At 73.0% G+C, this 13779-nt stretch carries 11 protein-coding genes; all 11 read right to left on the bottom strand.

The window, feature by feature from the left end; all coding sequences use genetic code 11:
• Positions 1 to 99: 99 nt before the first annotated feature.
• Complete coding sequence (locus DOO78_RS07275; RefSeq protein WP_111469060.1) at positions 100 to 573, bottom strand: hypothetical protein; 474 nt, start codon at positions 571 to 573, stop codon at positions 100 to 102.
• Between the two features lie 130 nt (positions 574 to 703).
• Positions 704 to 1894, bottom strand: a complete 1191-nt coding sequence (locus DOO78_RS07270) for an NnrS family protein (protein ID WP_165838773.1) — start codon at positions 1892 to 1894, stop codon at positions 704 to 706.
• Positions 1895 to 1998: 104 nt separating this feature from the next.
• On the bottom strand, positions 1999 to 2559 hold the full coding sequence (locus tag DOO78_RS07265; protein ID WP_123060010.1) for a DUF4142 domain-containing protein: 561 nt from the start codon (positions 2557 to 2559) through the stop codon (positions 1999 to 2001).
• A complete protein-coding gene (locus DOO78_RS07260; protein WP_243634436.1) occupies positions 2550 to 3227 on the bottom strand; it encodes a NapC/NirT family cytochrome c in 678 nt (225 codons plus the stop codon). Before DOO78_RS07260 ends, DOO78_RS07265 begins: the two co-directional genes overlap by 10 nt.
• Positions 3227 to 3703: a nitrate reductase cytochrome c-type subunit gene (locus tag DOO78_RS07255; protein ID WP_111469057.1), complete on the bottom strand. Its 477-nt coding sequence runs from the start codon at positions 3701 to 3703 to the stop codon at positions 3227 to 3229. The genes DOO78_RS07260 and DOO78_RS07255 overlap by 1 nt, the downstream gene beginning before the upstream one ends.
• A complete protein-coding gene (gene napA / locus DOO78_RS07250; protein WP_456309148.1) occupies positions 3703 to 6198 on the bottom strand; it encodes a nitrate reductase catalytic subunit NapA in 2496 nt (831 codons plus the stop codon). Before napA ends, DOO78_RS07255 begins: the two co-directional genes overlap by 1 nt.
• A gap of 29 nt (positions 6199 to 6227) precedes the next feature.
• The gene (locus tag DOO78_RS07245) at positions 6228 to 6581 is read right to left on the bottom strand and encodes a chaperone NapD (protein WP_111469055.1); all 354 of its coding nucleotides are present in this window, start codon (positions 6579 to 6581) and stop codon (positions 6228 to 6230) included.
• Complete coding sequence (locus tag DOO78_RS07240) at positions 6574 to 6870, bottom strand: 4Fe-4S dicluster domain-containing protein (RefSeq protein ID WP_111469054.1); 297 nt, start codon at positions 6868 to 6870, stop codon at positions 6574 to 6576. The genes DOO78_RS07245 and DOO78_RS07240 overlap by 8 nt, the downstream gene beginning before the upstream one ends.
• Before the next feature lie 11 nt (positions 6871 to 6881).
• Complete coding sequence (locus DOO78_RS07235; protein WP_207802812.1) at positions 6882 to 7088, bottom strand: periplasmic nitrate reductase, NapE protein; 207 nt, start codon at positions 7086 to 7088, stop codon at positions 6882 to 6884.
• A gap of 383 nt (positions 7089 to 7471) precedes the next feature.
• Complete coding sequence (locus DOO78_RS07230) at positions 7472 to 9916, bottom strand: methyltransferase, TIGR04325 family (RefSeq protein WP_279387772.1); 2445 nt, start codon at positions 9914 to 9916, stop codon at positions 7472 to 7474.
• 191 nt (positions 9917 to 10107) lie between these two features.
• Complete coding sequence (locus DOO78_RS07225) at positions 10108 to 13764, bottom strand: YhdP family protein (RefSeq protein WP_111469052.1); 3657 nt, start codon at positions 13762 to 13764, stop codon at positions 10108 to 10110.
• Positions 13765 to 13779 lie beyond the last annotated feature (15 nt).

Genomic DNA, 13779 nt, shown 5'->3' with positions numbered 1-13779 from the left:
GCTCTCCGTCCGATCGTCCGTGCCGCGCATCGCCCGCCTCCCGCCTGACCAGAAGGAATCACGCCAGAGCCGCCAACGCGACAGTTTTTCAGCAGCCTGCTAGGCCTCCGATGCGGGCGTCGCCGCGGCCGGGGTTGCCGGGGACAGCGCCGCGCGGCCTTGGGCGGCCTCCTCGGCCGCGCGGTCCAGACTGGTCACCACCTCATCGGCCGTCAGCGTTTCGGGCGGCTCGGACAGCTCCGACGGCACGGCCGCCAGGAACTCCACCGCCGTCACGACCTGCGCCAGGTTCACGGTCGCGGCCAGCGCGCCCGGGACCGGCATGCCCAGGAAGTGCTTGGAGCGCCATGCGAGGTCGACGCCGTCCGGCACGCCGGCAGCGTCTAGCTGGACATCGAGCAGGACCAGGCCCTCGGCGGAGAGATGCGCGGCGGCGATGGTGGTGATCCGCAGCACATCCCCGGTCGTCAGCAGCAATCCGAAGCGGCCCTGGCGCCCGATCAGCCGCTGGCCCAGCCAGGCAGGCAGATGGCGCTCCGCGTCCTCGGGATCGGTTATGCGTGTCCAGGGCAAGCCTCGGGTCCTTTGCCGCATCCGTCCGGCCACCATGGAGCGGCCTGGGGCGCCGTGCAAACCCGGCGGGGCGGGCCGCCATCCCGGGGGCCGGCCCGCGCGCCCTCGGCGCCGCTGGCGCTGCGGCGGCTCAGCCCGGCTTCCCGTCCGCGCGCGGCCGCAGCAGCATCGGCCCATGCGCGCCGAGGAAGAGCGCGAAGGCCAGCATCCAAAGCGTGCCGGCGGCGGCATAGGACAGCGCCGCGGGCAGCAGCTCCGGCCCGAAGGCCCGCAGCGCCGCGGCCAGCGGCAGCAGCACCCAGGCGACCCGCATCGCGCGCGAGGCCCGCAGCGGATGCCCGGTATGGCCGAGCGTCGCCCGCGGCATCACCGCCAGGATCATCAGGGCGATCGCGCCGATGCCCTGCAGGTGCAGCCAGTTCGCCGCCCAGCCGGCGCCCGCCAGCAGAGACGCCGCCTTTACCGCCAGCGCGACCGGCACCATGAGATAAGCGAGGTGCAGCACCCAGAGGATGGGCTGATCGAGCGTCCGCAGGCCCGACCACCGCGCCAGACGGAGCAGCGTCAGGCCCGCCGCGACGCCCGCGACCGCGCCGGCGAGCCTGCCGCCCGGCGCCATCAGGTCCACCACCGCGACCGCCACCAGGGCGGCAACGCCCGCCGCATCCAGGCCCGGCAGGCTCGGCTCCGCGACCTCCCGCCCCGCCGCCCGCAGCGCGTTGCGGGTGAAGGTCGGAATGATGCGCCCGCCGATCAGGCCCACCAGCACCAGGGCGATGTCGAGGGCGAGCAACTGGCCGCGTTCGAAGGTGCCCTCCCACCAGCCAGCCGCCTCGCCGAGCATCAGCACGTCCCCGGCCCAGAAGACGAGGATCAGCGCCGGCGGGCCGAACAGCCGCGGCGTTCCCGCCCGCGCCACCGCCGGCAGCACGGTCGCCAGCAATGCCGGCAGCGGCAGCAGGGCGATGAGCGCGGCAAGGCCCACAGGCACCGGGGAGCCGGGCAGCAGCACCAGCCGCGCCGCCACGAACAGCGCCGCGAGCAGCATCAGGGGCGGGCCCGCATAGGCCGGGCGGCCCGTCCAGTTCGGGATGGCGGTCAGCAGGAAGCCCGAGAGCGCGGCGCCGACGACGCCCGCCAGCATCTCATGCGCGTGCCAGCGGATGCCCGGCAGCGGCCCGTCAGGCAGGTCCCCGCGATGCAGCGCCATCAGCCACAGCGCCATGGCGAGCACGGCCCAGCCGGCGCAGAGGAGGAAGAAGGGTCGCAGGCCCTGGCGGAACAGGGCGGGGCTGGTCGGCGATGTCGCGGTGGCGCTCACGGTGCATTCCCTGCGCGGCAGGCTGCCCCGGCCGCGGCGGCCGGCCGGCGGATCGCCGGGCCGGGACGGGGGCAGGGGGCCTGGATGGTGGGGCGCGGGGGCATCTAGGGCCCGACGGCCTGGCGCATGCGGCCGGTCGCCTCGAGCCGCTGGCGCAATGGCGGCAGCATCTCCGCGGCCAGGCGCCGCATACCCTCGTCCGGCCCCTGCTGCGCGGCCTCGTAGCCGCGGATCTCCTGCGTCAGCGCCTGGGTCTGGATCTCCGCGTAGCGGCGGCTGAGCGCGAGATGGTCGAGCGGCTCCAGGTTCTCGAAGACCACGCGGTGCTCGAACGCCTCCTCGGCCGGCAAGGGCAGGTTGCGCTCCCGCGCGACGCCGCGCAGGCGCTCGATCTGCCCTGCCCGGAACGCCTTCATCCCGGCGGCGAATTCCTTGACCTCGGGCCGCGTGTCCCGGGCCGCGGCGAGCGCCGAGACGCGCTCCTGCAGCATGGCCGAGCTGTAGGCGAAGCCGAGGAAGCGCCCGGGATCGAAGGGCGGGGCCTCCGCCGCGCCCTGGGTCGTGCCCTGGGCTGCGGCGGGCCGGCGGAGGAGCGGCAGCGCCGCCCCCAGGGCGAGGAGCAGCGCCCGCCGCCCGGCCCCGCCGACCATCCCGGCTACTGCCATCCGGGCACGCCGGTCATGTCCGGCAGCCGGTGGGCGATGCCCTTGTGGCAGTCGATGCATGTCCGCTCCCCCGTGAACAGGTATTTCTCATGCGCCGCCGCCGCGCGCGGGTTCTGCTTCGAGACGTCCATCGACACGGCGGAATGGCAGTTGCGGCATTCCAGCGAGTCATTGGCCTTCATGCGGGCCCATTCGCTCTCGGCCAGGTGCCGCCGGAGGTCGAGGAATTTGTCCCGCGTGTCGATCGAGCCGAAGATATGGCCCCAGACCTCCTTCGAGGCCTGCATCTTGCGGGCGATCTTCCGCGTCCACTCATGCGGCACGTGGCAATCCGGGCAGCCGGCCCGGACGCCCGAGCGGTTGGTGAAGTGGATGGTGCCCTGCAATTCCTCGAAGACGTTGCTCCGCATCTCGTGGCAGCCGATGCAGAACTCGGTCCGGTTCGTCGCCTCGAGCGCGGTGTTGAAGCCGCCCCAGAAGACCACGCCCGCGATGAAGCCGCCGAGCGTGAGGAAGGCGAGGCTGAAGCCGGTGGCGGGCGAGGTCGCCACCCGGACCAGCCGCAGGCCCCAGAACCAGGCCCATAGCCGGCGGATGAGCCCCGGCCGGCGCGGCGCCGCGGCCCCCCCGCCGCCCATCGGCGGGGAGGTCTTCGATGCCCCGGACATCAGCGGTTGCTCCGGCCGCCTGGCTGACGCTCGGGCTCGGTCAGCGCGTCCATGTCGACGAAGCGGTTCTCGACCAGCGGCCGCGCCTCGGTTTGCGGCACGTGGCAGGCGAGGCAGGAATAGCGCCGCGGCGCCAGGCCGCCGAGCGTGTTGCCCTCGCGGTCCTGGTAGTGCGTCACCGAGATCATCGGCGCCTGGCTCTGCTCGGTGAAGCGCCGCGCATGGCAGGACATGCACTTGTTGGCGTGCAGGTCGAGCGCGTAGCCCTCGATCGAGTGCGGGATCAGCGGCGGCTGGTCCGGGTAATTCCGCCGGACCCGCACGTCGTTGGTGATGGCGCGCTGCATCGGCGGCGCGGGCTGCTCCACGGTGAAGGGCTCCGGCCCGCGCAGGCGCGGCGCGTCCTGCGCCAGCAGCGTCCCGGCGGCGAGGCAGGCCATGCCGGCCATCGCCCCCAGCAGCAGGCGGGGCCGCATCACCGCGGCCCTCCGCGCGGATCAGGCTCGGCGGACTGCGGCGCGGCGGCCTGGACTGAGGCGGCGACCACCTTCACCGCGCATTTCTTGAAGTCGGTCTGCTTCGAGATCGGGTCGGTGGCGTCCAGCGTCACCTTGTTGATGAGCTGGCTGGCATCGAAGAAGGGCACGAAGACCACCCCCCGCGGCACCTTGTTGCGCCCACGGGTCTCGACGCGGCTGCGGATCTCGCCGCGCCGCGAGGCGATCTTCACCTCCTGGCCGCGGCGCAGGCCGCGCTTCTGCGCATCCTCGGGGTGCATGAACAGCACGGCGCCGGGGAAGGCCTTGTAGAGCTCGGGCACGCGCAGGGTCATGGTGCCGGAATGCCAGTGTTCCAGCACCCGGCCCGTCACCAGCCAGAGGTCGTAGTCCTGGTCGGGCATCTCGGCGGGCGGCTCGTAGGGCGCGCCCATGATGTTCGCGCGCTTGTCGGGGTTGCCGTAGAATTGCAGGCCGCTGCCCTTCTCGACATAGGGGTCGTAGCCCTCGCGGTAGCGCCAGCGGGTCTCCTGCCCGTTCACCACCGGCCAGCGCAGGCCGCGGGCCTCGTGATAGGCATCGAAGGGGGCGAGGTCATGCCCATGGCCGCGCCCGAAGGAGGCGTATTCCTCGAACAGCCCCTTCTGCACGTAGAAGCCGTATTCCTTCGACTCGCGGTTCTCGTAGCCCGCAGCGATGTCGGACAGCGGGAAGCGGTCCACCTGGCCGTTGCGGAACAGCACCTCGAAGAGCGTCTTGCCCCGGTACGCCGGCGCCTTCGCCAGGATCTCGGCGGGCCAGACCTCGTCGGTGGTGAAGCGCTTCGAGAACTCCATGAGCTGCCAGAGGTCGGAGCGCGCCTCGCCCGGCGCATTCACCAGCTGGTGCCAGAAATGCGTCCGGCGCTCGGCATTGCCGTAGGCGCCCTCCTTCTCCACCCACATCGCGGTGGGCAGGACGATGTCGGCGGCCATGCCGGTGACCGTCGGGTAGGGGTCGGAGCAGACGATGAGGTTCTGCGGGTTGCGGTAGCCGGGATAGGTCTCGTTGTTGGTGTTCGGCGCCGTCTGGAGGTTGTTGTTGCACATGATCCAGTAGGCGTTGAGCTTGCCGTCCTTCAGCATCCGGTCCTGCTCGACGGCGTGGAAGCCCACCTTCCCCGGCAGCAGCCCCTCGGGCAGCTTCCACAGGTGCTCCGCATGCTTGCGGTGCTCGGGGTTGGCCACCTGCATGTCGGCCGGCAGGCGGTGGGAGAAGGTCCCGACCTCGCGCGCCGTGCCGCAGGCGGAGGGCTGGCCGGTGAGCGAGAAGGGGCTGTTGCCGGGCTCGGCGATCTTACCGGTCAGCAGATGGAGGTTGTAGACCATGTGGTTCGCCCAGACGCCGCGGACGTGCTGGTTGAAGCCCATGGTCCAGAGCGACATCACCTTGGTCTTCGGGTCGGCGTAGAGCTTCGCCAGCGCCTCCAGCTGGGGCTTCGGCACGCCCGAGAGCTCATGCGCCCGGTCCAGCGTGTAGTCGGAGACGAGGCGGGCATAGGCCTCGAAGTCGGAGGGCTGGGAGACCTGGGCGTCGTTGGCGTGCTGGGCGCGCTGCTCCAGCACGTTGTCCGGCCGCAGGCCGTAGCCGATATCCGTGTTGGCCATGCGGAAGTTGACGTGCCGCTCCACGAACTCCCGGTTCACCGCGCCGGTCCGGATGATGTGGTTGGCGATGTAGTTCATGATCGCCAGGTCGGAGCCGGGCCTGAAGATGACGGCCGCGTCGGAAAGGTCGGTCGTCCGGTGCTCGTAGGTCGAGAGGGTGTGGATGCGGACATGCTCGGCGCTGAGTCGGCGGTCCGTCACCCGGGTCCAGAGGATCGGGTGCATCTCCGCCATGTTCGAGCCCCAGAGCACGAAGGCGTCGGCGTTCTCGAAATCATCGTAGCAGCCCATCGGCTCGTCCATGCCGAAGGTGCGGATGAAGCTGACGGCGGCCGAGGCCATGCAGTGCCGGGCGTTCGGGTCGAGGTTGTTGGAGCGGAAGCCGGCCCGCATCAGCTTCGAGGCGGCATAGCCCTCCCACAGCGTCCATTGGCCGGAGCCGAACATGCCCACGGCTTCCGGCCCCTTCTCCTTCAGCACCTTCTTCCAGTGCGCGGCCATGGTGTCGAAGGCCTGGTCCCAGGAGACGGGCTGGAGATCGCCCTCCTTGTCGAAGCGCCCGTTGCGCATGCGCATCATGGGCTGCGTCAGGCGGTCGGAGCCGTACATGATCTTCGACAGGAAGTAGCCCTTGACGCAGTTGAGGCCGCGATTGACCTCGGCCCGCATGTCGCCATGGGTGGCGACCACGCGCCCGTCCTTGACGCCGACCATCACGCCGCAGCCGGTGCCGCAGAAGCGGCAGGGCGCCTTGTCCCATTTCAGCCGCAACTCCTCGCCGAGCGGGATGTTCTGCGCCCCCGCGGGCAAGGTCACATTGGCGGCCATGGCGGCGGCTGCGGCCGCCTGGGCCTTCATCATGCCTCGGCGCGAAAGGTCCATGGCTTGCACTCCCCGGTGCTGGCTGGGCTGGAATCGGTCGTTTCGACCTGGTGGAAAACGAGGGTGGCGGCGAGGACGCCGGGGAGCAGCTGGATCCGGTTCAGCCGCTCGACGATCTCGCCCTGGCTCGCCGTCTCGAGCGTGACGACGAGCTTGCCCTCCGCGACGCCGCCATGGACCTCGATGCCGCTGTCCAGGCCGGCGAGCGCCGCGGCGATCGCCGGCGCCTGCTCCCGGCGGCAATGCACCACGAGGCTCGAGACATGGAGTTCGCCAGGAGGCGTGTTGTGGTGCGCGTTGGGGGGCGCGTCGGGAGGTTCGTCAGGCATCCGGCGTCTCCCCCGCCCGCAGCGGTGCGAGGGCGATGGCGGCAACCGGACAGACCGGGACGCAATCGGCGCAGCCGTTGCAGGCCTCCCGCTCGATGCGCGGAACGGCGCCGCCACGGGCCAGGGAGAAGCGGATCGCGCCGGTCGCGCAGGCGTCGCGGCAGCTCATGCAGGCGATGCCGCGAAAGGCGAGGCAGTCGGCGGCGATGCCGGCGACGAGCGGCGCGTCGGCGGCCGCGCTCCTGCCGAGCAGCAGGCGACGCCGGTCGAGTTGGGGCGAGGACGTCATGGGCGTCGCCGTCAGACCGGGCCCGGCGGTCCGGTGAACAGGTAGTACATCCAGACCAGGAAGCCCCAGCCGGCGACCGCGCCGATGGCGATGAAGGGCCAGATCAGGACCGCGAGCAGCAGGAAGACGAAGCCTTCGGCCCACCATCGCGATCTGCGGGGCTGCGCTTCCGGCCCACGTGGACCGTCAGCCAGGGCGGCTTTGTGTCTGTCGAACAATTCGGTTCCTGCAATGGCTGGCGGTTGTGCGAACCCCGAGGCCCGACAGCCAGGACGTCACCACCGCTCCGGCAGGTGGCGGCGTCCGAAGACGCAGCCCCCGATGCCGCGGAATTCCGCTGCCGGCGTCGCAGGGAAGCGTATGCAGCATGTCAGCCCGGCTGGTCGCGTGTGGCGTTCGTCTGGCAGTCATCGAGCCATCTTCGCGTGGACTATGGCGAGGCCGCGCGGGCGCGTCCTTGCGCTCGATCAAATACCGCGACGCGACTTGGTTCCGCGCGGCCGGGCCGGGGAGGATCAACCGGGCGTGACGCCGGACGCGCTGCCGCCATCCGGCCGAGCCGCGGCGTCCGTGGCGCAGCCCACGGACGCCGCGGGCAGCCTCAACCGGCCGGTGCCGGGGCGGCATCCCCCTGGCGCGGCCGCAACAGGAAGCCGCGATATTCGAAGGGCTCCGGCGCTCCGGCCGCCGCCACCCGCTCGCCGATCATCATGAACTCGCGTTCCAGCACCAGGCCCGCGGCCTGCGCGGCCGTCACCAGCGCGGCATGGGAAAAGACGTGGGTCAGGTATTCCGTCCGGTAGCCGTCCGCCGACCACGGCCGCTGCACCACCACGAAGGAGGACGGCGACCGCACGAAGGGCGTCCGGCTCAGGAACATCCAGCCCTCCGCCGCCGCCGCGAGCTGGCGGAACTGGGCCTGCCAGTCATGGACGTATTGCAGCGAGCCGCTGGCGAGGACCAGGTCGTAGCGCCGCGCGAAGCACTCCGCGGGATCGCTGACGAAGCGCACCTCGGGCAGCACCTGTCGGCCGGCCTCGCACAGGGATGGCCGGTCGCAGACGGTGTAGTCGATCTCGATCTCCGGCAGGACGGCGCGCGCGATCGCCGCGTAGTGCCCGATGCCGCCGCCCCAGTCGAGGACGGAGATCCGCTTCCGCCCGGCCGCGGCGCGCGCCAGCACATAGGAGAAGACCAGGATGAAATTATGGGCCGCCGGGTCCTCGGAGCCGATCTGGGCAGCCTCGTGATAGATCCCGAGCGGCGTGGTGCTGTGCAGGACCGCCAGGAAGCCGGGCCATTTGGCGAGCTGCGTCTCGGCGATGCTCGGATGGTCCCAGCCGCTGGCGCGCGGGTCGCCCGGCTGCCAGCCCTCGGGCACGTATTCCCACTCCGGCGGGCGCGGCGCGGGCGCCGGCGCCGGCGGCGCGGCTTCGGGGACGGGCGCCGCCGGCATCGCCGGGCTGCTCTCCAGCCGATCGTCGCTGCCGGGGCCGGGGCCGGGGGAGGGAGCGGGGAGCGCGGCAGGCGGCGGCGCGGCGGCGCCGGCCGGCGGGGGGGCGGGATCGGCCTCCGCCCGCAGCAGGCGCCGCACCGCCGCGCGCATCGCCGGCTGGCGCGTGGCCAGGCGGCGCAGCGGCGCCGTCGAGCGCCAGCTGGTGCTCCGCACCATCGCCGCGACCGTCGCCTCGGCCAGCGCGGCGCGGTGCTCGAGCTCGGCGATCCGCGCCGCGGCCGCCGCCTCGAGACTGGCCTGCGCGGCCAGGGCGTCGCCCGCGGATTGGGCGATCTGCGCCTGGGCCGCGGCCAGGCCCCGGTCGAGCTCGTCGGTCCGCGCCCGCGTCGCGGCGACATCGCCCTCGAGCTCGGCGACGCGCCGCTGCGCGGCGGTGACGTCCTGCTCCAGCCCGGATGTCCTGGTGGCCGCCTCGGCGAGGTCCCGCTCCAGCCCGGATGTCCTGGTGGCCGCCTCGGCGAGGTCCTGCTCCAGCCGACGCTTCTGGTTCTCCATCTCCGCGCTCCGCTCGACTGCCTGATGCGCCCTGTCCACGGCCTGTGCCAATGCCTCCTGGGCATCGAGATTGAACGGATCGAGCTGGCCGGAGAGCTGCGTGACGATGCGATGGTCGATGCCGGGCTCGCCGGCATCGGCCGCGGCTTCCAGCAGCTCGAGGGCGAGGGCCTGGCGCGGCTGGTCCTTGGCATAGGTCGCCAGCAGCAGGCCGATGGCGACCCGGACCGGATCGGCCGGCACCTCCAGCCGCGCCAGCTCGGAGCCGAGGGCCCGCTCCAGGGTCTCCGGCGGCAGCGCCAGGTAGCGGCGCAGCACGCGGCGCGTTTCCCAGGCCGAGCGGCGCAGCACGCGGCTGCTGGGCCAGCTCGTGTTCTTGCCCTCCCCGAGGACGCGGTAGGCGATCAGGGGCTCGTCCAGCACCCGGATCTCATGCCGGCTGACGAGCCGGATCCAGAAGTCGAAGTCCTGGAGCTGGACGAGAAGCGGGTCGTACGGGCCGATATCGGAGAGGACCGCCCGCCTCATCATTGCGGTGGGGTGGCAAAGGGCGTTGCCCCTGAGGAAGAAGTGCCTCAGCCAGGCGAAACGGTCCGGCAGATCGTCGATGAAGGCATGTTCGTAGGGGTGGCTGTCGGGCGCGCAGGGCCGGCCATGCTCGTCGATGAAGTCCGCCTTGCCGAACACCGCGGCGATGCCGGGGTTCGCGTCGAGGAAGGCGACCTGGCGTTCCAGCTTGCCGGGATGGAAGACGTCGTCCGAGCAGTGCAAGGCAAGGTACTCGCCCTTGCATCGCGCCAGGCTCTTGTTCAGCGTATTGGAATAGCCCGAATTCGGCCTGATGATCTTCGCGCTTATTCTGGAATCCGGAAAGGAATTGACGATCCTGGCGGTATCGTCGGTGGAGCCGTCGTCGGTGATGACTAGTTCGAGATCGTCGAAGGACTGCGTCAGGACACTTTGAATGGCTTCCGCGACATAAAGCTCATGATTGTATGTCGGCAATACAACGCTGACTTTGGGCACGCGCAACATTCCGCTTGGCTCCATCCCCTTGCCGTATCATATCGATCGATACCGCGGGCCGGAACCTATAAGGCGAACGCCAATCGAAATTGTTTTCCTTGCAGCGTACATCGTAACGATCTGTTACATGCAACGAGTGCTACGCTTTCGTGGCGAAGCCGGCACGAATACTGGGGCGGGGCCCCGGCCGGGAGGGGCCTCTACCGCTCGGCCCCGCCGAGGCCGAACAGCCCGCGCAGGAAGCCGGGCGTCAGCGCCGCCAGCGGGTTGACCGAGACGCTGGGATCGGCGAGCGGCCCCTGCACCCGGTAGGTGGCGGCGAAGACGCCGCCCCCGGCCTCCGGGCTGAACAGCCGGCCGAGGATCGGCAGCCGCCCGAGCAGGGCGTTGAAGACATAGGCTGGGACGATGGTGCCCTCGATCGCGGCGGTCTTGCGGAGCCGCTGGATCTGCCCCTTGGCGGTGAGGCCGAGCGAGGCCGAGAAGGCCCGCGCATCGGTCAGCGTCAGCGTCTCGGGCGTCAGGGCGAAGGGGGCGACGAGGCGGTTGAAGACCAGCCCGTTGCCGCCCTGCACCGCCTCCACCAGCCCGTAGAGCGTCATCGCCTGCAGCACCTTGGCCAGCGCCGGCGCATCGCGCAGCACGAAATTCTCCAGCTCGGCGGTGCCGTTCAGCGAGGCGCCGGGGCGCAGCTCGCCATAGCTCGCGCTCACCGAGAGCCGGCCGCCGCGGATCGAGTCGGTCAGGTCGAGGGCCTGCAGCAGCGCCCCGCCATCGCTCGCCGTCAGCCGCAGCAACCGGTGCTGGCCCTGCGGCGCCAGGGTGAAGTCGAAGCCGCCCTGGCCAGCGGCGGCGCCGGTGCGGCCGGTCGCGCGCGCCTCGCGCAGCAGGCCCTGGGCGTCGTTGCGCAGCCTGGCCTGCAGGTCGTGCAGCAGCCGCCCCTCGCCCATCGTCCCGCGGTCGAAGCGGAGGTCGAGCTGCAAGGGCAGGCCGCCCTCATCCGGCCCGGACGGCGCGCCGGGCGCAGCCTCGTCGGGGCCGAGCACCGGCCGCAGATCGACCAGCGGCCCGCGCAGGCTGGCCTGCCACGGGCCGCCCTCGCGCTGCGGCCGGGTCACCGTGCCGGTGAAGCGGGTGAGGCCGAGGCTGCCTTCGCCCACCTCCACCCGCTCCAGCCGCGCCCTCGGCCCGAATTCGGCCCGGCCGCGCAGCGCCAGGTCGAGCGTCTCCAGCCGCATCGCCTCCATCGAGGCCAGGGTCTCGCCCTGCAGCCGCAGCGTGCCCTCGAACAGCCCGGCCGTGCCCGGCGGCTTGCGCCAGCGCAGCGCCTCCAGCTCCAGCCGGGCGTCGCGCAGGTCGCCGCGCAGCGCCACGCTGCCCTGGCCGTTGCGGCGCTTCTCGTATTTGGCGTCGAGCGCCACCACGCCGCCCAGCACCGGCCCGGTCTCGACGCCGAGCGCCTTGACCTGCGGCGCCTCGAAGCGGCCGGCGAGGGTGCCACGATCGGTGACCTGGGAGGGCGGGCCGCTGCGGAAATCCATCTCGAGGCCGAGCCTGACCGGCGCGCCGACCAGCAGCGCCTGGCCGTTCAGCTTCAGCCCCTCGGTGTCCACCGCGATGTCGAAATTGGCCCGGTCCAGGTCGCGCTCGGCCAGCGCGTTCAGCAGCTTCGCCTCGGTCACCCGGCCGGTGGCGCGGATGCGCAGCATCTCCATCGGCAGGTCGTGCAGCAGCGGGAAGCCGATGCCGAGCTGCGCCTCGGCCTGCCCGGCCACCGCCTGCGCCTCCAGCTTGCGCTTCTCGAAGAGCTTGAGCCGGGGCTGGCGCAGCACCGTGAAGATCTCGGGCAGCGGCCCGGCGACCTGCAACGTCATCTCCGCCGCGCCCGGCTCGGTGTCGAGGCCGAGGAAGCGCACCACGGCGTCCTTCACCTCGATCCCGCCCGGCCGGCCATCGGCGCCGGCCTGCCGCGCGCCGCGGCCGCGCAGGGTGATCTCGGTCGGGGCGAATTCCACGGTGCCGGAGACGCCGACCGCCGGCGGCACCGGGCGCAGCCAGTGGACGGTCGCGCCCGAGACCTCCACCCGGCCGGAGAGCCCGGTCAGCCGGAGGCCGTCGAGCGTCTCGGGCATCTCCGCCTGCGCCTGCCACTGGCCGTTGCGGACGCGGCCGGCGGTGATGTTCTGCACGATCCAGTCGCGCGCCCCGGGCACGACCCCGGCCGGCCAATAGGCGGCGAGGTCGGCCGCGCGCAGGGCGTCGAGCGAGGCCTCGCCGCCGAGCCGCCAGCGCCCGTCCTGCAGCACCGCCCGGCCGCTCGCGGCGAGGCTCGGCGCCGGGCCGCCGGCGGCGCCGGTCGCCGGCAGGCGAAGCTGCAGGCGGTCGAGCACCGCCTCGCCCGGCGCGTAATGGCCGGCGAGGTCGAGGCTCTCGGTGGCGAGGCGGCCGCCCTGCGGCAGCTGCACCACCGCCTGCGCCAGGCCGGCCTCGACCTGCGCCGCCTCCAGCACCATCCCGTCCAGCGAGGCCGGCACGGCGAGGGAGAGCGAGGCGCGCGCCTCCCGCAGTCGGCCGGAGGGCAGGGCGGCGAGGGCCCCGGCCCGGCTCGCCGGGGCGAGGCTGGGCGGCCAGAGCGTCGGCAGGTCGGCGGCCTGCAAGGGGCCGGTGGCGAGGTCGAGCGCCGCCTGCCAGGCGCCGTCGCGCTGCCGCACCGTGCCCTGCGCGGTCACCGCCGGGCCGGGCTGGCCGAGGCGGCCGGGCAGGCGCAGCACCGCCTCGCGCACCGCGAGGCTGCGGCTGTCGCCCTCGACCTCGGCGGCGAGGCCGGCGAGCGGCAGGCGCTGGCCGGCACCGAACACCAGGGCGCCCGGCCCGGCCTCCAGCCGGGCCTGCATCCGGTCGGGCCGGGCATCGGCGTCGAACTCGGCCTGGGCCGAGAGGGCGACCGGCGCGTCCAGCGCGGCGAGCGGCGCCAGCGGCGGCCAGACGCCCGCCAGCGCCGCGGGCCGCAGCGCCGGCAGGCTGAGCCGGGCGGCGAGGCGCAGCGGCGTGCCCCCGGCCTCGCCGCTCAGCCGCACCGGCACGCTCACCGCGCCGGCCCGCAGCACCGCCTCGCCCTCGCCGGACAGCCCGCCGGCGGCCGCGCGGCGAAGCTCGATCCGGGGTTCGAGCAGCGTCCAGGTCAGCCCCGCCCGGGGATCGGCCAGCACCAGCTCGCCGCCATTCACCCGGATGCGGCGGAGCGCCGCGAGCGGATCGCGGTCGGAGGCCGGCTGCAGCAGCGGCCCGAGCAGCGCCGCCAGCCGCGGCCCGGGCGGCGCGCCGATGGGGGGGCCGGTGGGCGAGCCGGCGGGCGGTTCCTCGCCTGGTGCCTCCGTCCCGAGGCCGAGCGCGATGCCCTCGTCGGTCAGCGTGGCATGCAGCCGCGGCCGGCGCAGCTCGATCACCGCCGGCGCGAGGACGCCGCGCAGCAGGGCGCGGAAGGAGAGGGCGATGCTCGCCTCCGGCAGCGCCATCTCGGCATCGCCGCCCTGCAGCCGCACCTCGCGCAGGCGGATGTCGAGCGGCGCCGCGGTGCCGCCGCGGAACCCCTCCCAGGCGATGGCGGCGCGGCCGATCGCCAGGTGCAGCCCGTCCGGCCGGTCGTTCACCGCCGCCTCGATCCGCCGCGCGAGCTGCGGCAGCTCGAGCGGCCGCTCGCCGAGGCGCCAGGCCAGCAGGCCGAGGCCGGCGAGGGCCACGAAGAGCAGGCCGATCGCCCCGGCGGCGCAGCGCCGGGTCCAGCGCCAGCCCCAATGGGGGAAGGCCTGGCGGCGCAGGGCTGGATCGGGCGAGGCTTGACCTGGGGCGCCGCTCACCCCTTCCCTCCGGGA

It is taken from the genome of Roseicella frigidaeris (assembly GCF_003258945.1).
GTDB classification, from domain to species: domain Bacteria; phylum Pseudomonadota; class Alphaproteobacteria; order Acetobacterales; family Acetobacteraceae; genus Paracraurococcus; species Paracraurococcus frigidaeris.
This window is presented reverse-complemented; position numbering and strand designations above follow the sequence as displayed.